Annotated in this window: 15 protein-coding genes and 1 riboswitch; of the genes, 8 read left to right on the top strand and 7 right to left on the bottom strand. The window is 60.5% G+C overall.

Going from position 1 to position 20,027, the window contains the following annotated elements; translation table 11 throughout:
- Positions 1-26: 26 nt before the first annotated feature.
- The 4 genes from murJ to mutS form a co-directional block, all read right to left on the bottom strand.
- Positions 27-1,622 carry a murein biosynthesis integral membrane protein MurJ gene (gene murJ, locus ACFC5L_RS00830; RefSeq protein ID WP_375202182.1) on the bottom strand — a complete coding sequence of 532 codons (1,596 nt, stop codon included), beginning with the start codon at positions 1,620-1,622 and terminating at the stop codon, positions 27-29.
- Positions 1,623-1,645: 23 nt separating this feature from the next.
- On the bottom strand, positions 1,646-4,366 hold the full coding sequence (gene glnD, locus ACFC5L_RS00835; RefSeq protein WP_375202181.1) for a [protein-PII] uridylyltransferase: 2,721 nt from the start codon (positions 4,364-4,366) through the stop codon (positions 1,646-1,648).
- 106 nt (positions 4,367-4,472) lie between these two features.
- Positions 4,473-5,147, bottom strand: coding sequence for a hypothetical protein (locus ACFC5L_RS00840; protein WP_375202180.1), 675 nt, complete (start codon positions 5,145-5,147; stop codon positions 4,473-4,475).
- Positions 5,148-5,219: 72 nt separating this feature from the next.
- Positions 5,220-7,889, bottom strand: coding sequence for a DNA mismatch repair protein MutS (gene mutS / locus ACFC5L_RS00845; protein WP_375202179.1), 2,670 nt, complete (start codon positions 7,887-7,889; stop codon positions 5,220-5,222).
- A gap of 114 nt (positions 7,890-8,003) precedes the next feature.
- On the opposite strand from mutS, the gene ACFC5L_RS00850 reads away from it, so the two are divergent.
- Positions 8,004-8,756 carry a M48 family metallopeptidase gene (locus ACFC5L_RS00850; RefSeq protein ID WP_375202178.1) on the top strand — a complete coding sequence of 251 codons (753 nt, stop codon included), beginning with the start codon at positions 8,004-8,006 and terminating at the stop codon, positions 8,754-8,756.
- Here the strand turns inward: ACFC5L_RS00850 and ACFC5L_RS00855 are convergent.
- Positions 8,741-10,603, bottom strand: coding sequence for a transglycosylase domain-containing protein (locus ACFC5L_RS00855; protein WP_375202177.1), 1,863 nt, complete (start codon positions 10,601-10,603; stop codon positions 8,741-8,743). The two genes, ACFC5L_RS00850 and ACFC5L_RS00855, sit on opposite strands and share 16 nt — an antisense overlap.
- Before the next feature lie 272 nt (positions 10,604-10,875).
- Between ACFC5L_RS00855 and ACFC5L_RS00860 the strand changes: the two genes are divergently transcribed.
- A complete protein-coding gene (locus ACFC5L_RS00860) occupies positions 10,876-11,499 on the top strand; it encodes a TetR/AcrR family transcriptional regulator (protein ID WP_375202176.1) in 624 nt (207 codons plus the stop codon).
- A gap of 87 nt (positions 11,500-11,586) precedes the next feature.
- On the opposite strand, the gene ACFC5L_RS00865 is transcribed toward ACFC5L_RS00860, so the two are convergent.
- Positions 11,587-12,738, bottom strand: coding sequence for an OmpA family protein (locus ACFC5L_RS00865; protein WP_375202175.1), 1,152 nt, complete (start codon positions 12,736-12,738; stop codon positions 11,587-11,589).
- A 258-nt stretch (positions 12,739-12,996) separates the two neighbouring features.
- On the opposite strand from ACFC5L_RS00865, the gene ACFC5L_RS00870 reads away from it, so the two are divergent.
- From ACFC5L_RS00870 to ACFC5L_RS00895, 6 genes are all read left to right on the top strand, one after another.
- Entirely contained in the window at positions 12,997-14,358 is a 1,362-nt protein-coding gene (locus ACFC5L_RS00870) for a M28 family metallopeptidase (protein ID WP_375202174.1), read from the top strand.
- Between the two features lie 197 nt (positions 14,359-14,555).
- Entirely contained in the window at positions 14,556-14,684 is a 129-nt protein-coding gene (locus ACFC5L_RS00875; RefSeq protein ID WP_375202173.1) for a hypothetical protein, read from the top strand.
- 62 nt (positions 14,685-14,746) lie between these two features.
- Positions 14,747-14,935: riboswitch (cobalamin riboswitch) on the top strand.
- A 70-nt stretch (positions 14,936-15,005) separates the two neighbouring features.
- On the top strand, positions 15,006-16,853 hold the full coding sequence (locus tag ACFC5L_RS00880) for a TonB-dependent receptor plug domain-containing protein (RefSeq protein WP_375202172.1): 1,848 nt from the start codon (positions 15,006-15,008) through the stop codon (positions 16,851-16,853).
- Positions 16,853-17,665 carry an ABC transporter substrate-binding protein gene (locus ACFC5L_RS00885; protein WP_375202171.1) on the top strand — a complete coding sequence of 271 codons (813 nt, stop codon included), beginning with the start codon at positions 16,853-16,855 and terminating at the stop codon, positions 17,663-17,665. The genes ACFC5L_RS00880 and ACFC5L_RS00885 overlap by 1 nt, the downstream gene beginning before the upstream one ends.
- The gene (locus ACFC5L_RS00890; protein WP_375202170.1) at positions 17,662-18,663 is read left to right on the top strand and encodes a FecCD family ABC transporter permease; all 1,002 of its coding nucleotides are present in this window, start codon (positions 17,662-17,664) and stop codon (positions 18,661-18,663) included. The genes ACFC5L_RS00885 and ACFC5L_RS00890 overlap by 4 nt, the downstream gene beginning before the upstream one ends.
- Positions 18,660-19,436: an ABC transporter ATP-binding protein gene (locus ACFC5L_RS00895; protein ID WP_375202169.1), complete on the top strand. Its 777-nt coding sequence runs from the start codon at positions 18,660-18,662 to the stop codon at positions 19,434-19,436. Before ACFC5L_RS00890 ends, ACFC5L_RS00895 begins: the two co-directional genes overlap by 4 nt.
- A 9-nt stretch (positions 19,437-19,445) precedes the next feature.
- Here the strand turns inward: ACFC5L_RS00895 and ACFC5L_RS00900 are convergent, their stop codons facing one another.
- Positions 19,446-19,991 carry a cob(I)yrinic acid a,c-diamide adenosyltransferase gene (locus ACFC5L_RS00900; protein WP_375202168.1) on the bottom strand — a complete coding sequence of 182 codons (546 nt, stop codon included), beginning with the start codon at positions 19,989-19,991 and terminating at the stop codon, positions 19,446-19,448.
- Positions 19,992-20,027 lie beyond the last annotated feature (36 nt).

Raw genomic sequence — 20,027 nt, forward strand, 5'->3', positions numbered from 1 at the left:
CTTTCGGATTTTCACAAGAGGGCGGGTTATTTCCCGCCGGGGCCCGTCTTGTAGTCGGCGAGACGCACGGCGCCAAGCGCATAGGCGAGAACGCTGTAGATTGCGGCCCCAGCGCCTGAGAGCGCCACCACGACGACCCACTCCCGGTCCCAGACCCAGCCGGCAAAAGTCGGCGTCAGGCTCAGCGCCCATATGAGAAATACGCTCATCCCGAGAACGGCGATTACGATCCGCCCGAACCGACTCATCAGCTTGGCGCTGGGCCGGAACAGATGCTGGCGATAAAGCCGCTGCGCGAGAAGAACGACCTGCAACCATGCGGCGAAAGACGTGGCGAAGGCGACGGCGATGAAGCCGAAAAACGGAAACAGCGCCAGTGAGAGCCCCGCATTGACGCCAATCGCAATCAACGCATAGCGCATGGGCGTTTTCGTGTCCTCCCGCGCGAAATAGGCGGGTGAGAAAATCTTGTGCCAGACAAAAGCGGGCAGTCCGGCGCCAAACACGCCAAGCGCAAGGCCCGTTTGCCTGACGTCTTCCGGTGTGAAAGCGGAACGGTGAACGCCAAATATGCTGAGCGCATCACCCGCCAGCCCGCGAAACAGCGCGTCACAGATCGGCACGCCCATGATGAGAAACGCCGCCGCGGCGGGAAGGCTTAGCAAGGCTGATAATTCAAGCGAGCGATTAAGCGCGCGCGACGCGCCAACTTCATCGCCGGCTTTCACCCGCGCCGAGAGCATGGGCAGCAACACGACGCCCAGCGCAATCCCGATCACCGACAAGGGCAGCTGATAAAGCTGGTCGGCGTTCATGAGCCAGGACACGGCGCCCGGCTCCTGGCTGGCGATATTCGTGCCGATAATGAGATTGATCTGCACAGCGCCGGCGCTGATGAAACCGGGCGCCCCAAGGGCCAACAGGCGTTTGACGCCCGGCGTCATCCGCGGCATGCGCAGCTTTAAAAGATAACCCTGCCGCCATGCGCCGAAAATGAGCAGCGCGAGCTGCGCCACGCCGCCAAGGGAAACGCCCCAGGCGACAGCCTCGCCCGAGACACGGATCTCCGCGTTGGCGTAAAGCAACAACGCGCCGATCATGAACACATTGAGCGCAATCGGGGCCGCCGCGGCCGCCGCGAAGCGGCCGAGAGAATTCAAAATGCCGCTATATAGCCCGACAAGCGACATCATCATCAGATAGGGAAACATGATGCGCGTGTAGAAAGTCGTCAGCGCGAATTTCTCCGGATCATCTTCAAAACCGGACGCCAGCAGGAAGACAAAGGCCGGCGCGGCGATTTCCACCAGCGCCGTTAAAATCGTCAGTATAAAGATAAGACCGGAAAGAACCTCTTCCGCGAAGGCCTTTGCATCACGCTCATCGCCTTCAACGCGCCGCCCCTGAAACATGGGGATAAAAGCGGCGTGAAAGGCCCCTTCGGCGAAAAGCCGCCGAAACATGTTCGGCAAGCGAAACGCCGCCCAGAAAGCGTCCGCCACCGGATTGCCTCCGGCCCCGATAATGCCGGCCATGAAAATCTGGCGCACAAAGCCGAGAACGCGGCTCGCCATAGTCATGCCGCTAACTGTCGCCAGGGATTTGAAAATATTGCCGCTCATGGATGTCGCCGGATTAGACCGGTTCACGCCCCAGAACCAGACGCCAGCACCTCGCCCAGCGCCTTTTTAATGCGGGCGAGCGAAGCCTTGTCGCTCAACTTTCCACCATCCCGGTTCTGGAGGTAAAACGCGTCCACAGCGCGTTCCCCATAAGTCGAAATATGGGCGGAGGTGATGGTCGCCCCCTCCTGGGCAAGGGCCTGCGTCAGCTCAAAGAGAAGCCCGGGCCGGTCGAGCCCCTCTGTCTCCACGACAGTCGCCTCCGTTGACGCCCCGGCCTCAATGCGCACGCTCGGCTCCACGGAAAAGATGCCCCGCCGGTCGCCGATGCGCCGGCGCAGCTCCGGCGGCTTTTCGGGATGCGCCGAAGCGGCGGTCAAAAGCGCTTCATGGAGCCGGCGTCCCTGCTCCATATCTTCAACGGGTATGCCGTCCGGCGACTGAACGATAAAAATGTCGATCGCTTTGCCGTCACTGGTGGTGAGCGCCTGCACCGTCCTGAGGCTCATGCCGGTCGATGCGACGGCGCCGGCGAGATCAGCAAGCAATCCCGCGCGGTCATCGGTATAGACAATCGCCTCAAGGTCTCCATCGCGCGGCGTCACGACGACAGCGCTATTGGCCGCGTCCTTTTCCGCAGCGCGCGCGAGCGTCGCAAAACGGACGATAATGTCCGGATCGAGAGAGCGCATCATTGAATCGTCGAGGCGATCCAAAAAGGCCCTCTTTTCCTCCGTGCTCCAGCCTGTAAGCCGCGCATGCGCCTCCTGGCGGACCAGGACGGCGCGATCTGCAAGTTTTTTCTCCAGCGCCGCCTCGCCATGTTCGAACCACAACGCCGTCGCGTCATAAAGCTCGGAAAGGCGCCGGCGCGTCATCTCATCCCAGGATTGAAGGCCTACTACACGCAAATGGCAGACCGACAACACCAGCATCAGATCAAGGTGAGCGCGCGACCCGACTGACTGCGCAAATTCAGAAATCGCGTGAGCCTCAGTGAGATTGCGGCGCTCCGCCGTCCGGACCAGCATCAAATGACGCGCCGCCGCCCAGCCGGCCAGCGCCGCGTCTTCCGGCGATAATCCGAGACGCTTGGTCACTCTGATCACAAGCTTTTCGCAAGCATCGGCCGATGGTTCTTTCAGCGACCAGCGCGCCTCATGGAGCAGCACGCCGTAAAAATAGAGAAGCGGACTGTCGGCATTGCGGACGATATGCGTGGCGATGGGATGATCTTCCTGCAGCTCGCCGCGATATATATTCGCCAGCAGACTTATACAGCGAAGCACATGTTCATCGAGCGTGAAGCGCCGGTAAAGCCCGTAATCGATGCGCCCCACTATGGAGCCGAAAGCGGGAATATATTTCCCGAGCAGACCGGTCTCGGTCATGATGCGCAGCACCCGCGCCGGGTCTTCGCTGTCGGTCAAAATGCCAGCAAACAATTTCGCGATGATGGGATCTCGGCGCACCTCAAGCGTCACGCTTGGCGTTTCATGGGCGATTAACGCCAGGGCATCGGGATGAAAATCAAACTTGGGCTGTTTGCCGAAGGCCCGAAAAAGCCTGAAGAAATCCCGCGGCTGACGGCGCGCCTTCGCCGGGCTTTCAAAATCAAGCCGACCGTTCTTGATACGCAGATTCGGTTTTCCCGGCGCCTCGTCTGTTTGCAGCGCTTTCGGCAGCAGTTTGGGAAGACGCGGAAGGCGCATCGTGCGCTCTTCTTCAAGCCGGGTGCACAAGATCCTTGTAAGGCGCCCCACTTCCACCGCATTGACGAAATAGTGCTTCATCAATCGTTCAGCCGCCGTCATGTTCGAGCGGTCGGCATAGCCGAGCCGCGCGGCGATTTCCGGCTGCACGTCAAAGGTCAGCTTTTCGTCGGCGCGCCCGCGCAGGTCATGGAGATGTGCCCTCACCGACCACAAAAACCGCTTCGCCTTGACGATGGTCTGGCGCTCAGCCTTGCCGACGATTTTATCCGCCGTCGCCTTGTCATTCAAAATGTCGCCAAAGGCGTAACGGTAAATCCAGCGGATGGTCTGCAAATCGCGCAACCCACCCTTGCCTTCTTTTATATCCGGCTCGACCAGATACCGGGTTTCAAAAGATTTCGCCTGTCGCTCACTTTGTTCTTCAAGCTTGGCGGCGACGAATTCCGGAACGCTCCTGCGGCGAAGCTTGTCGTAAGCCTCGTGAAATTCGTCATAAACATCCTTGGCGCCACACAGAAAGCGCGCATCCAGATATGCGGTGCGGGCGACCATATCGCCCTTGGCGAACTCCACCGCGCTTGCTGGCGTATGCGCTGCATATCCCAGCTTCACGCCGGAATCCCATAAGGGATAGAGAAGTTTGTTCAGCGTATCGCGCAGCGTCTTTTCCGCTTGCGGGCGGTGAAGAAACAAAAGGTCAATGTCTGAATAGGGCGCAAGCTCCGACCGGCCATACCCGCCGACGGCGCAAACGGCGATCTCCTTGGCGATCCCGTCTTTCGACAAAAGAAACAAGGTCCGGACTATATTGTCGACGCCCCTGGACAGCCGCGCCGCAATCCTGTCGCCGCGAACGACATCCCGCATGGTCTGGCGACGAAGGTCCAGCAGCGCACGCTTCAGGACCTTCCCCGTCGCGCCATGGGCTTGGCCCGCACGCTCTGCGGCCATCGCCGCAGCAATCTGCTCATCCAGCGACTGGTTCGCGGGAGTGGATGTGTCGCCTGAAGGCGTTGAAGGGTTGGTCACAAGATTGCGAACAAGAGGGTGCGGGGTGCGGCTACGCCCGCATTGTCGCGCGCGGCGCCCATAATTTCAACTGCCCTGGCGTCCCGGCGAAAGAAAGGGAACTTAATCAATCCTGCAGTTGCGCCAGCCTTTTCAGAACGATGGTCGCCCCGGTATGGCCGTTTTGGGCCGCCTGGGCGCACCAGCGCCGCGCCGCCGCCGGGTTTTGCATCTCGCCGTCAAGCGCGTTCAACATGCAAAGTCGATAGGCCGCCTCCGGCGCCTTGGGAAAATGAGCGGTGTTCGCCTCAGCCGCGACTTCCAGCCATTTCGCCTCATCGGCGAGTGAAACAGCAACGCCGTCGCCAGTTTCAAAGCGTTCCGCAAGCCGCCAGGCCGCCACCGGATCGCCATTTTCCGCACGAGAGGCTTCCAGCGCAATCATATCGTCAAGGCTGGGGCTATGCGCCAGACGCTGACGCCGCAAATCTTCGAGCCTGATAAGCGCCATATAATCGCCGCTGGCCGCCGCCTCTTTGAGGAGCGCAACGCCGCCAAAAAGATCCACGCCCGCATCTGCCGGCGCGTCGCCATCCAGAATGATATAGGCGAGATAGCGCTTCGCTTTGACGTCGCCCTTCGACGCACCGTCATCCAGCAGCGCCCATGCGCGCGCCGCATCGCCGGCGCGATAGGCGGCGACGCCTTCATTTATGACGGACACGGATGATTGCGCCATGGCGGCGCTTGCGGCGAGAAGGGAGAAGAACGCCGCGACGATGAGGTTCAAGCGGAATGTCATGCCTAGAGCCTTGCCGATTTCGCCTTTGCCCAACCCCAAAAAGGGCAAGCTTGGACGCGTAATTTGTGCGCCCTATAGCTCATCCAAAATGGATTTCAACCGGTAAAGCGATTCGAGCGCCTCGCGCGGCGTCATGGCGTCCGGATCGAGCGCATTAAGTGCGTCTACAATGACAGTTTCATGACAAGCTTCAGTTTCTGTCTCATCCCGGGGCGCATCAAGCGCCGCTGCAAAGAGCGGCAACTCCGACATGGCGCCGCTGCCCTGGCCCCGCTCCTCAAGCAGTTTCAACACCGCTTCGGCGCGCTTCACCGCTTTCGGCGGAAGCCCCGCAAGACGCGCAACCGCAACGCCGTATGACCGGTCGGCAGGGCCGGACGCAACTTCATGCAGAAAGACGACATCGCCTTTCCATTCGCGCACTTTCATGGAGACATTGTGGAGGCGGGCCAGCTTTTCCGCGAGCGCCGTCAGTTCGTGATAATGCGTCGCGAACAGGCCGCGACAGCGATTGACGTCATGCAGATGCTCGACCGCCGCCCAGGCGATCGACATGCCGTCAAAGGTCGAAGTGCCGCGGCCGATTTCATCGAGCACGACAAGCGAGCGATCCGTCGCCTGATTGAGGATCGCGGCCGTCTCCACCATTTCCACCATGAAAGTCGAGCGGCCGCCCGCAAGATCGTCGGAGGCGCCGACACGGGAAAAAACACGATCGACCACGCCGATCTGCGCCTCGCTTGCGGGCACATAGAGCCCCGCCTGCGCCAGGATCGCGATCAACGCATTCTGGCGCAGAAAGGTCGACTTGCCCGCCATGTTCGGGCCGGTGACAAGCCACAGCCGCGCCTCTTCGGGCTCGCCCAGCATGCAGTCATTGGCGATGAAAGCATCGCCGCTGACGCGCTCGACCACAGGGTGGCGCCCGCCTTTGATGTCGAAAGCAAGGCTCTCTTCCATTTTCGGCCGGACATAGCGCTGCTCCAGCGCGAGGACGGCGCCGCCCGCGGCGACATCGACTTCGGCGAGCGCGGCGGCCGCGGCGGCGATATCCTGACGGCGCTCTGTCACAGCCGCGCACAAGGTTTCGAACAGTTCAAGCTCGCGCGCCAGCGCTTCATCGCGCGCGCGCGTGATCTTCGCGTCGAGATCGGCGAGTTCTCCGGTGGTGAACCGCACGGCGCTCGCCAGCGTCTGGCGATGAATGAAGGTTTCGCTCAACGGCGCGGCCATCAACTTGTCGCCCTGTGACGGCGGGGTCTCCACAAAATAACCAAGCACATTGTTATGTTTGATCTTGAGCGTTTTCAGACCGGCAAGTTCGCGGTATTTCGATTCAAGACCGGCGATGACGCGGCGGGATTCGTCACGCAGCATCCGCACCGAATCGAGACCGGCGTCATAGCCCTTCGCGATAAAGCCGCCGTCGCGCGCCAGCATGGGCAGGTCTTCGCTGAGCGCCTCACGCAACTTGGTGATGAGCGCTGAAAAACCTTCGCCTTGTCTGTTCTCAAGCGTCTCCACCGCCCGGCGCAGGAGCGCCGGCAAGGCGGCGCTGTCGGCAGACAACAGTCCGGCGATTTCCCGCGCGCGCATCAACGCATCGCGCAAAGCCGCGAGATCGCGCGGTCCGCCGCGCTCGGCAGCAAGCCGGGACAACGCGCGCGCCGCGTCCGGCGTTTCTTTCAGCCGCTTGCGCACGTCGTCAGCCAGGTCTTTTTGCGCATCAAAAAAACCGACCGCATCATGCCGCGCGCTGATCGCCGCAATATCGGTGAGCGGCGATGAAATCCGCGACGCGAGCAGCCGCGCGCCGGCGCCCGTCACCGTGCGATCGACCGCCCAGAGAAGAGAGCCTTTTCTGGCGCCGCTCTGTGTTTGCAAAAGCTCAAGCGAGACGCGCGTAGCGGCGTCTATCACCATAGTTTCCGAAAGCGCCGCGCGCCGGGGCGGATTGAGCGACGGAAGCCGCCCCGCCTGGGTCAGGGTCACATAATTCAACAGCGCGCCGAGAGCGCCGCATTCAGCTCGGGAAAAATCGCCGAAGCCGTCCAGCGACCCCACATTATAGGTTTCCATGATCCGCCGCTGACCGCTGGTGGAATCGAACAGATGCGCCGCCTGACGCGTGATCGTCATGGCGCCTTCGCGCGCCGACAAAATCTCGCGCCAGGGATGGTCTTCTTCAAGATCGGGCGCGACTAGTTCCTTTGGCGACACAGCGGCAAGATCTGCGGCGAGATTATCAAGGCTCGTCTCACGCACGGACAATTCGCCGGTAGAGACATCGACCCAGGAAAGCGCCGCCTCCGCGCCGTCGCGCAAGAGCGCCAGCGCCGCCAGAAAATTGTTCGACCGCGCATCGAGCAGCGAGTCTTCGATGATTGTTCCCGGCGTCACCGTGCGAATAATCTCGCGTTTGACGACAGACTTCGAACCGCGCTTCTTCGCCGCCTCCGGGCTTTCCATTTGTTCGCAGATAGCAACCTTGAACCCGGCGCGGATCAGCTTGGCGAGATAGGACTCATAAGCGTGAAACGGCACGCCGCACATCGGAATGTCCTGGCCCGCATGCTGTCCGCGTTTCGTTAGGGCAATATCAAGGGCCGCCGACGCGGCGACCGCATCATCAAAAAACAATTCGTAAAAATCACCCATGCGATAAAAAAGAAGCGCATCGCCCGCCTGTTCCTTGATGGCGAGATACTGCATCATCATGGGCGTTGGTTGCGGGGCGTTCATCAGATTGGTCTTTACCGTATGCCGGCGCTAAAAAAAATGTCGCCGACGCCTCAAAACAAATTGATCTTTGGGCGAAACCGGCAAGGATAGAGGTTTGTGAGAGCGTACCCCCTTATGGCGATGAATCATATCACCCGAACCGAAATCAATATCGGCGCGCGCGCGACGCCCTTGATCACCCGCGTCAATCGCCGCGCCAAACGGCTGATTCTCAAGGTCGATCCGGTAGCTGGGGAAATTCATGTGACGGCCCCCTCAAAGCGCGCCGTGCCGGAAGCGATTCGATTCGCTCATGAACGAGTCGACTGGATCGCCAGCCAGCTTTGCGACAATCTGCGCGCCAGGCCGTTCGTGAGCGGCATGAAATTTCCCTATGAAGGCGCAGATCATATCATCATTCATGATGAAAAATTGCGCGGCGCCCCGCATATCGACAACGAGTTGATACCGGTTATTCGCGTCGGCGGGGCTCCGGAACACCTGAACCGCCGGGTTTGCGACTGGCTAAAACGTCAGGCGCGCAAAAAACTGATGGAACGCGTCGACTTTCATTGCGCCGAGCTTGGAAAAAAACGAGGCGCCTTGCGCATTCGCGACACGCGGACGCGTTGGGGCTCATGTTCATCGGAAGGCGATATGTCGTTTTGCTGGCGTCTGATTTTTGCGCCGATGGAAATTCTCGACTATGTCGCGGCCCATGAATGCGCTCATCTTGTTCACATGGATCATTCCCCCGCATTCTGGCGCGTCGTGCGCGACCTTGGCGCCGATGCGCGCGGCGCCGCTGATTGGCTCAACGCCCATGGCCCTGCGCTCTACGCGTATGGCGTAACGCCGGATGCGACGCGCCATCAGCCGCCTGCGTGAAGGATCGCCGCAATCGGGTCGATGTCATCGCGCTGCGGAACTTGCGGACTGTAAGTTGCGGGCGGCAACGCCCGTGAAAAGATCTCCCGCCAGATGACCGCAGGCGCGCGACCGCCAGTGATGTTGTCCATCGGCTTATTGTCGTCGCGACCCAGCCAGACGACGCCGACAAGACCGCCGGCATGGCCGGCGAACCAGGCGTCCCGGCTTTCCTGCGACGTGCCGGTCTTTCCGGCGACCCGATAACCGGGAACCGCAGCCGCTCGCCCCGTCCCCCACACCACAACGCTCGCCAGCATATCATTGGTTTCGGCGATGGCGCTGGCCGGGGCCGCCTCTTCGATGATCGAGCCCTTGCGCTGATAGACCAGATCGCCATCGGTGGTTTCGATCCTGTCGATGACATGCGGCGCAACCCGGAACCCCCCATTGGCGAATGGCGCATAAGCGGTCGCAAGCTGCAGCGGTGAAACGGCGTCGACGCCAAGCGCCAGCGACGGGCCGGATGTAAGCTCGCCCGCCCAGCCCATACGGCGCGCGGTCTCACGCACAAAAGCCCGCCCGGTTCGCTCCTGCACACGCACCGCCGCGCTGTTCAATGACCGCGCCAGCGCTTCGCGCAAGCTTACTTCGCCATAATATTTGTCTTTGTAGTTGCCCGGCGCATAGGCGCCGATTTCAATCGGCGCATCAAGCACCGCCGAGTCCGGCGTTTCACCGCGCGTGAGCCCCGCAAGATAGACAAAAGGCTTGAACGCCGAGCCCGGCTGACGCTTTGCCTGGGTCGCCCGGTTATATTGGCTCCTCGTATAATCACGCCCGCCAATCATGCCACGCACCGCGCCTTCGCCGTCAATAATAATCGCCGCCGCCTCAACGCCGGTGAGACCGTCGCCCGCCATCGCGAGACCGGCGAGCAGCCCGGTTTCCGCGGCAGCTTGCACCCTTGGATCAAAAGTGGTGCGAACGATAAAATCGGCGTCAACGCCTGCTGTGAGCGCCCGCACTTCTTTAAGCGCATGATCAACAAAATAGGGCGCGGCCTCGAAACGCGGCGCGGCAAGAAGCACCGGCGCCGCAATCGCCGTATCGGCTTCTGCGCGCGTGAGAAACTTTGCCGTCACCATTTGCTCAATGACAAGGCGCCCGCGCTTTCCTGAATCTTCCGGATTGGAGGTGGGAGAATAACGGGACGGCGCTTTCAACAACCCTGCAAGCACCGCCGCCTCGCCGACCGACAGATGACGCGCGGATTTGCCGAAATAGCGATAGCTCGCCGCATCAACCCCATAGGCGCCGGCGCCGAAATACACCCGATTGAGATAGAGCGTCAGAATTTCATCCTTGGTGAATTTCCGCTCCAGCCAGAAAGCCAGCATCAGCTCCTGAATCTTGCGCTTTATGGTGCGGTCGCTTGAGAGGAAAACATTCTTCGCGAGCTGCTGCGTGATCGTCGAGCCACCCTGCCGCACGGCGCCTTCATTGGCGTTGACGATCAGCGCCCGGACAATCGACACCGGGTTAGCGCCGAAATGATGATAAAAATTCCGGTCTTCAACAGCCATCACCGCTTCAGGCACATGATCCGGCAATTGCGATAACCGCAAAGGCGCGCCCTGCGCCACGCCCTGCAGCATGATGGGCGCTCCGTCGGCGGCGAGGAGCGTAACGCTGGGCCCGCCGCCTTCGCGCCACAGACCCGCCGGGTCCGGCAGGTCACTCGCGAAATAGGCGAACAGCGCCGCAAGTCCGATCAGCGCGGTGAAGGCGAAAACGCCAAGCTCCGCGGCTGCGCGGGCAAAAGGCTCAAAACGAATAGCGGCGCTTTTGCGTTTGCGCCGGGACACAGTCCCGCGCCGGCGCCGCGCAGACGAAGCCCGACCCCGCCGCGCGGCGGGTCTGCGCTTAGTCGATTTCCTGCGCTTTTTGGCCGCCATAGCCTTTATCCATCGAATCTTGTGGTTAACGGCAGGTAAACGCCCCAAAGCCGCCCCATGGGACGTTCCGTCCCCGGCCGATAGGCGCCATACTGCGGAAATGCGGTCCGATCAAAACAGGGCCGCCAGGCGTCTCTCCCGGCGCCCAGCAAAAGAGACAACAGGGGCGAAAAGGTATCAGCATGTCAGAAGCGGCGGCGGCGGACGCGGCGCTCGATGAAAAAACCGAAGCGATTGTAGAGGCCGCCAGAAAGACATTTCTGACCCGCGGCTTTGATGCTGCGAGCATGGACCAGATCGCCCTCACCGCAGGCGTGTCAAAGCGCACGGTTTATAATCGGTTTCGCTCCAAGGAAGAACTTTTCGGCGCCGCTATTGCGGAAAGCTGCAAAGATCTGTTGCCGGTCAATGTGGATGACATTGAAGCGAGCCTGCCGCCGGAAGCGCTGATCCGCGCGCTCGGCCGCCAGTTTCTTCAAGGCGTCCTGCGTCCTGAAGCGCTTTCCCTGCGCCGGATCGCCTCCTTTGAGGCCGGCCGAAATCCGGCCATAGGCAAAACCTATCTTGAACATGGCGCGGAATGGATGGTGAAGAAATGCGCGCCGATCCTTGCCCGGCTCGCCGCCCGCGGCGCTTTTAAAATCGATAATCCGGAAGAAGCAATCTGGCAGCTGGGCGCCCTCATCACCGAACCGCTTTACACTCGGGTTTTGCTCGGCGATGCGCCAGATGATCTCGAAGCGGCCATCGACCGGCAGATCGAGCGCGGCGTCATCGCCTTCACACAAATTTACGGCGCCGACTGAGTCTGCCCAGCTCACAAAAAAGGTAGCAAAAGAAAACCGGCGCAGCTTGGCTGCGCCGGTTTCCAATAAACAGTGACGATGCCGTTCTTATTCGAACGAAATCATGACATCCGCACGACGGTTGAGCGGCTCGCGCACACCGTCCGCTGTCGGCTTGGCGAGGTTGGTTTCGCCAAACGCTTCGAGCCGGATGGTGTCGGCCGGTACGCCATTGGCGATCAGCGCGTCACGCACCGCACGGGCGCGGCGTTCTGAAAGCGCCTGGTTATAGGCGGACCCGCCAGAGGTGTCGGTGTTGCCCGCAACAACAACCGTATCAACGTCGTTTTCAAGCGCGCGCGCGGCCGCTTCCTGGACGAGGGTCGAAGCTTGCGGCGTCAGGTTCGATTTGTCGTAATCGAAATAGACGGTGAAGTTGATCGGATCGAGATCAGCAGCCTGGCTCTCCACAACTTGCGGCGGGCAGGAAGCCGAAACCGGAACGCTGGAGCCATCCCAGCAATCCTTGTACTCAACAGCCGGAGCCGCCGCGGGACCGAAGTTCCAGCGCAGGCCGGCGAACAGGCTGTGCGCTTTGTTCGATGTTTCGAATTCCGCCGGAATACCGATGAGCGTGCCGTCATACTCACCTTTGCCGGTGCGGAAGTAACGGTACGAGAAGTCCAGCGCGAGACCTTCAGCAAGTTCGAAGGCAAGGCCAGCAATGCCCTGGAACGCCGGCTGGAAGTTCGATGCGCCGTAAGCGATGCCGCCCGGGAGCGGAACGCCCGCAGCGTTAGCGCCAACGATGTCGTGGTCGATATGAGCGATACCGCCGCCGAAGCCGAGATAAGGCGTTGCGATAGAAGAGCCGGTGTCGAAGTCGTAGAGGAAGTTCACCATCAGCGCTTTTGTCGTGGTCGAGCCGTTGATGGTGCCCGCCGGCCAGCCGGAGAAGCCAGCGCCGTCTGGATTGATCGAATCAATGCTGTTGTCGCGATAGGAAAATTCAATTTCCGTGCGGTAGTTGCCGCCCCAAGCCTTACCGATCGCTGCATAAACGCCAATGCCGCTGTCATAGTCAGCGCTGGAGTCGAAAGCATACGGCCCGCCGCCGCCCGGCTGGTCGTTGGTGACATCCTGTTCGCCCATATAGTTCAGGCCAGCGCCGATCGCGCCATAAAGACCTTCATAAGCCTGAGCAGCAGGCGCAACAGCCAGAGCCGCCGCCGCTGCGAGCAAAGTCGTCTTGAGTTTCATCGTTCCCCTCCTCAGGTGGACCAAAGACAGGCCGCCAGACCATAGGACACGGGCGGCTTCCGGTGAATTTCAGCCTTTTCCGTAGCGCCTTTGCACTGCGAAATATAGCCTAGGACCTTCGAATTTATTCCAAACCCCTAATATCCCATTAACGATGTTGCATCAACGCATCGCCACGGGCAACCTCCAGACACTTTGCGCCCGGAAAGGTTGCATCATGACCACAGTCTCCGGTCCTGGAAAATATGAAAGGCCATTATGTCGCGTCTGCTGCTCGCCGCCATTTTATTCATTATTTCCAGCCCCTTGGCGGCCGCCGAGGGAGAAAACGCCGCCCTCCTCCATGAATTGCAGAAAAATGTATCGGCGGCGCGGATTGAGACCGACATCACCCGGCTGGTGAATTTCGGCACACGACACACCTTGTCCGAAACGGAGTCCGAAACACGCGGCATCGGCGCCGCCCGGCGCTGGATCAAAAGCGAATTTGAAGCAATCTCAAAAGACTGCGGCGGCTGTCTCGACGTCATCTATGTGAGCGATTTCGTCGAGGGCGAGACGCGCATTCCCGATCGCACAGAAATCGTTAACGTCATCGCCATTCAGCGCGGCCAGCACGACCCTGACAGAATTGTCATGATGAGCGGGGATATCGACTCGCGCGTGAGCGACCCGCTCAACGGGACCTCTGACAGCCCCGGCGCCAATGACAACGCTTCCGGCATGGCTGGCGTTCTTGAAGCAGCGCGGGTTTTGTCGAAGCAGAAATTCGCCGGCACAATTGTTTATGCCGGCCTGTCCGGCGAGGAGCAGGGGCTGTTTGGCGGCAAGATTCTCGCCAAATATGCGCTCGACCAGGGCTGGCGCATCAAAGCCGTTCTCAACAACGACATGATCGGCAATATCGAGGGCGTCGACGGCGTCATCGACAATTCCACGGCCCGCGTCTTTTCCGAAGGCGTGCGCGTCGTGGAGACCCCGGAAGAAGCCCGCATCAGACGCTTTACCGGCGGCGAGGTCGATTCCGCCTCCCGCAATCTCGCACGCTACATTGATCAGCTTGCGGACGACTTCATTCCCAATCTCGATGTCATGATGGTCTATCGCCTCGACCGGTTTTCGAGAGGCGGCCATCACCGCCCTTTTAATGAGGCCGGCATGCCGGGCGTCCGGATCATGGAAACCCACGAGAATTATACGCGTCAGCATCAGGACCTCAGAACCGAAGAGGGCGTCGCCTATGGCGACGTGCTCTCAGGCGTCAATTTCGATTACGCGCGCAAACTGACATCATTAAATGTCGCAGCGCTTGCGGCGATGGCTTCGGCGCCGCCTTTCCCGGCGAATGTTGAAATTGAAGGCGCCGTCCGGCCGTCGACAACGCTGAAATGGTCAAAGCCCTCGGGGCGCGCGGCGCGTAACCTTGCAGGCTATCGCGTACACTGGCGCCTCACAGACGCGCCGCAATGGACGCACAGCATCGATGTCGGCGATGTTTCTGAATTCACGCTCGAGAATATCGTGATCGACAATTATTTCTTCGGTGTCTCATCGGTCGCGAAAGACGGCGCACAAAGCCCTGTCGTCTTCCCGGGACCGGCTGGCGCTTTCAGCGAATAGGCTTATTTCGCACACGCACAAATGCGCCTGACGGCAAGAAAATACAAGAGTCCCGCACGGATTGCGCAACTTATTTGGGAATGACGCATAGGGCGCACGCGCTGCGCAATTTGCGCATGATCTTTACTGTAGAAATATGGTTACCGTTCGGTTAGGCTCCGCCGCGGGGAAACCAATTCAAACGTGGGGTGTCCAACATGAAAGCTTTGTTCTGGCTTATTCTTCTTGTGCTGGCTGCAGTCGGCATTGCGTGCATCGTCGATTATTTCGACCTCTATGATGTGCCGATGGTGGAAGTTTCCAAGCAGGAAGCAATCTCCGAATAAAATAATGCGCGCGCCCTGAAGCTCACGCACAAGCCATGGCTTGTGCTGCTTCAGGGCGTGTTCTATTTACCCAACATGACGGTGCTCCCTTAACGGGAGAGAATAGGGAACGCGGTGAAAACCCGCGGCTGTGCCCGCAACTGTAAGCGGTGAGGCGCCCGCCACACGCCACCGGATAATTTCATCCGGGAAGGCGGCGACGCGCCGGCGATCCGCAAAGCCAGGAGACCTGCCGTCGCTGTCGTCTCTCGCCCGGCCGGGAACAGCCGATGCGAGCGGGTCATCCGTCATGGCGACTTTCGGAAACAGAAAGGAACCGCCATGATGCGACTCTCATGGGCGGCGGCGACGCCGTCTCTTCTAGCCAAAACCGTTTTTTCCCTCTTCATCGGGAGTTCGGCAAGTCTTGCCGGGGCAAGCGCGACAGAAAATCCAGACCCGGATGAACTTGTCGTTTCCGCCATGCGAATGCCGACGCCGCGCACAGAAACCGGCTCGACCGTATCCGTGATCGACGCAGAAACAATCCAGTTGCGCCAATACGCCTTTGCGGCCGAGGCGCTGCGCGACGCCGCCGGCGTTTCTCTCGCCCGCAATGGCGGCGATGGCGCCGCGTCAAGCGTCCGTATTCGCGGCGCCGCCAGCGGGCAAACGCTGGTTATTCTTGACGGCGCAGTCGTGAACGATCCCGCCGCCCCGCAAGGCGGATACAATTTCGCCAATCTCGAAGCGAGCGCTATCGACCGCATCGAAATTCTGCGCGGACCGCAAAGCCTTCTTTACGGTGCGGACGCTATTGGCGGCGTTATCGTCATCACCAGCAAGAAAGACGGGGGCGCCGATATCTATGTTGAAAGCGGGTCCCGGAACACCTTGCGCGGCGGCCTTTCCGCCGGGATCGCAAGTGACGGCGCCTATGGACGGCTCTCTTTAAACGCCGCCAGAACTAGCGGCGTTTCACGCGCCGCTGACGGAAACGAAAAAGACGGCCATAAATTCGTCGACGCCTCCTTTGCCGGCGGAGCCGACCTTTCCCAACATTGGAGCGTCGAAACTGTTTTGCGCGCGACTCGCGCCAAAGCCGCTCTGGACGGGTTTCCGCCGCCGCTCTTTTCACTCAGCGACACAGCGGAAACGGAAAAAACAAAATCCTATCTCGCCGCCGGCAAACTCCGCCAGACGTTCGACGGTTTTAATGGAGCCTTGTCCTTGTCTTATGCAAAGACAGACCGGGAAAACGCGGACAACGGATTTGAAACATTCTCAGCCGACGGCGAACGCTTCACGGCGGATTATATCGCAGCCATCAATGTCACCGGCGCGCTCCGCATCCTTGGCGGCGGAGAATGGGAAAAGACATGGGCGGTCACATCCGGCGTCGACGAAAGCGCAACCGCAGGCGCGGGCTTTATCGTCGCGGAAGCGAATCCCATTGACGTCCTTACCTTCTCAGCCGGCGTCCGCCGCGATGAATTTTCAAATTTCGATGGCGCCACAACCGCGCGCGCCGCAGCCGTCTGGCGTTTCAATGATACAACGCGGCTTCGCGCCAGTTGGGGCGAGGGGTTTCGTGCGCCGAGCCTGTTTGAGCTCAATTACGATCTATTCGGCATCACACCCAATCCCGACTTGCGTCCTGAACGTGCAAGCGGATTTGATTTGGGCTTTGACAAGGACCTTGGCGACGGCCGTTTTTCCGTGACCTTGTTTCACACAAAAGTCACTGACCAGATCGATTTTGATTTCGCCGGCAATGGTTACTTCAATATCGCCTCGGCCCGCTCGCGCGGCGTTGAGCTCGAGGGCGCGGTACCGCTGACCTCCGCAATCAGCATCGATGCGAATTACAGCTTCACGGACGCTGTCAACAAAGCGACGGACACACAATTATTGCGTCAGCCGAAACACAAAGGAACCCTCACACTAAACGTTACGCCGCTGGATAACCTTACCCTCTCAGCCAGCACGCTCTTTAACGGCCGTGAGAACGATACGCCTGCGCCCAATGACGGATTCATTCGCCTTGATCTTCGCGCTGCCTACGCATTTTCCGATGGCCTCGAACTTTATGGACGCATCGAAAACGCAACAGACGCGGACTATCAGGATGTTTCCGGTTATGGCGAGCCAGGTCTTTCAGCATTCGCCGGCATCAGGGCGCAGCTTTGATGCGGTGGCTCGCGGTAATATTATTATTGGCGGCGCCGATTTCGGCGCTCGCCAAGCCACATGCTGTTTCTCTCGACTATTGCGCCGATCAATATCTTTTAAAGCTGGCGGACCCGGCGCAGATCGCCGCCGTCTCCCGCGGCGCGGACAAGGATTATTCCTATTTGCGCAACGCCGCGGCGACCCATAAAAAGATCCGCCCTTCTCTTGAGGAAGTGGCGCCGCTCGAACCTGACCTTATCTTGCGGCAGTGGGGCGGCGGCAGTGCTGCAGAGAGAACCTTTTCCCGCTTCGGCGCGACAGTCGTGACGCTTGGCTATCCGGAAGACTTCGACGGCGTGAAAGAGAACATTCGCCTCGCAGCAAATGCGCTTGATCAACCGGAAAGAGGCGCCGCCTTGATCGCAGAGATGGAGCGCCGCCTTTCAGCGCTCAACGAACCAGCGCATAAAAAGCGAATAAATGCGCTTTATGTGACGCCGGGCGGCGTCACCGCCGGCGCTCACACCATGATAGACGCGATGATGGACGCGGCTGGCGTCGTCAACCTCACCGCACAAGCCGGTCAGTCCTACTGGCCGGCGCTCCCCGCCGAGGCGGTGTTGATGGCCCCGCCCGAATTGATTGTGGCTGGCTTTTTCGACTCTGTTGATGAAGACGTCAATTACTGGTCTGCGTCGCGTCATCCGGCGCTGCGTAAGCTTTTTCAACGCACCCCGACTGTCAGCCTTGGACCGGATGTCGTCAGTTGCGCCGCATGGTTCTCTGTTGATGGCGCCGAGGCGATAGCGGAAGCGGCGGGGACACCATGACAGACCGTCCAGATAAAACGCCGCGCATAATCCTTGTTCTCGCCTTGGCGAGTGCGGGCATTGTTCTTCTCTCCTTGTTTGTCGGTCCCGTTTCCATTCCAGCCGCGAAAATTGTTAGCGGGCTCTTTACTGGCGAGGACGCGATCGCCGTGATCATCCGTGAAATCCGCCTGCCCCGGGCGCTCGCCGCATGGCTTGCCGGCGCCTGCCTCGGAGCCGCCGGCGCAGGATTGCAGGGGCTCTTGCGCAATCCCCTCGCCGACCCGGGTGTTCTCGGCGTTTCCGCCGCTGCGGCGCTGGGCGCGATCATGGCGATATACTTTAACCTCGCAGCGCTCGCTTTCTGGGCGACGCCGATTGCCGCGATCCTGTTTGCACTCGGCGCCACCGTCCTTCTCTATATCCTTGGCGCCGGACGCGTCTCGACAGCGCGGCTCATCCTGATCGGCGTTGGCCTGTCTTCTTTCTGTGGCGCGCTGATATCGCTCGCCATGAATCTCGCGCCAAACCCGTTTGCGCTTTCCGATCTCGTCAACTGGCTGTTCGGCACTGTCGCCAATCGCAGTGTTGACGACCTCGCCCTTGCGGCGCCCTTCGCCGGTCTCGGCTTCGCGCTTATTTTATTATCGGCGCCCGGACTTGCGGCCTTGACACTTGGCGAGGAAACCGCCGCCAGCCTCGGCGCCAATCTCGCCCGCGCCCGCGCCTTCGTCATCATCGGCGCTGCCCTGCTGGTCGGCGCCAGCGTTTCTGTCGCCGGCGCCATCGGTTTTGTCGGCATCGTCGCGCCGCATCTGGCGCGCGCCTTTGCCGGACAAAATCCGGCGCGCATCCTGATTCCGAGCGCACTGCTTGGCGGAATCATGCTCGCAGGCGCAGACATGTTCATACGCATCCTTCCTTTTGATCAGGAATTGAAACTCGGCGTCGCCGCGGCGCTGATCGGGGCGCCCGGCTTTATCTGGGTGGCGGCGACAAGCCGGAGGATGACGTCATGACGGCGCTCCTCTCCCTCGACGATATCGCCTGCCAGATCGATGGCGCCGCCATTCTCAAAGATGCGTCGCTAAGCGCCGGCCCCGGCGAGTTCATCGGTCTTGTCGGTCCAAATGGCGCCGGCAAGTCAACACTGTTGCGTGTCGCTGCAGGGTTGCAGAAACCATCTGCCGGCTCTTGCCGAATCGATGGCGCGCCCGCAAACAAGCTCTCAGCGCCTGAACGCGCACAGCGCCTTTCCTGGCTGCCTCAGGCGCGCGAAGTCGCGTGGGCGATGACGGCGCGGGAGATTGTGGCCCTCGGCCGTTTCGCCTGGGGCGCCGCCCAGCGCGAAAACGCAGAAGACACCGCCGCGGTGACGCAAGCGCTTCAGGAAGCCGGCGCCGCAGGCTTTGCCGACAGGCTGGTCCACACATTATCCGGCGGCGAACTGGCGCGCGTGCATCTGGCGCGCCTTCTCGCCGGGAGAACGCCGATCATTCTCGCCGATGAGCCTGTCGCGGCGCTCGACCCCGCACACCAGATCAGCGTCATGACGCTCTTGCGCGCCAAGGCGAACGAAGGCCGCACCGTGATCGCCGCCTTACATGAATTGCCGCTCGCGGCGCGTTATTGCACGCGGCTTGTGGTGCTAAACACTGGGAGCATTGTCGCTGATGGCGTTCCGCAGGACGTACTTACCCACGCTCTCATGCGCGATGTGTTTGGCGTCAACGCCAATGTCGAGACGCGGGGCGGCGTATTCCGACTCCATCTCGACCCCCTGTCCGAGTAACTTGTCTGGTTAACGTTCCTTGCGCCAATAGACTTCATCAACGCCGAGTCGGCGCGCCTCAATACGTGCGGCGATAAAAAGAATATCCGAAAGCCGGTTGAGGTATTGCAGTCCATGCGCCGCCTCCGGCGCCGTCCGCTGAAACGCGGCCATCGCCCGCTCAGCCCGGCGGCAGACCGTGCGGGCCACATGACAAAAAGAAATTTCTTTGGCGCCGCCCGGCAAAATGAATTCTTTCAACGGCGGCAGCGCTGCATTCAACTCCTCCGCCGCCGCATCGAGCCGCTTCACTTGTTCCTCGGAGAGCATCGGGCTGCCGGGAAAAGACAAGGCGCCGCCAAGATCGAACAGATCATGCTGGCACGCTGCGAGCGTTTCTTTCAATACGCCCTCGGCGCCATTGCCGATAACGACGCCGAGCCAGGAATTCAGCTCGTCGACGTCGCCAATAAGCGCGATGCGCGGGTCGTCCTTTGCGAGCCGCGTTCCGTCGGCGAGCGAGGTTTCCCCCTTGTCGCCGCCGCGGGTGACAATTTTTGTAAGGCGATTTGACATGGCGCCATCCTACAACAAAAAACGCCCGGCGGAAAA

The organism is Hyphococcus sp. (assembly GCF_041986965.1).
Taxonomy (GTDB): domain Bacteria; phylum Pseudomonadota; class Alphaproteobacteria; order Caulobacterales; family Parvularculaceae; genus Hyphococcus.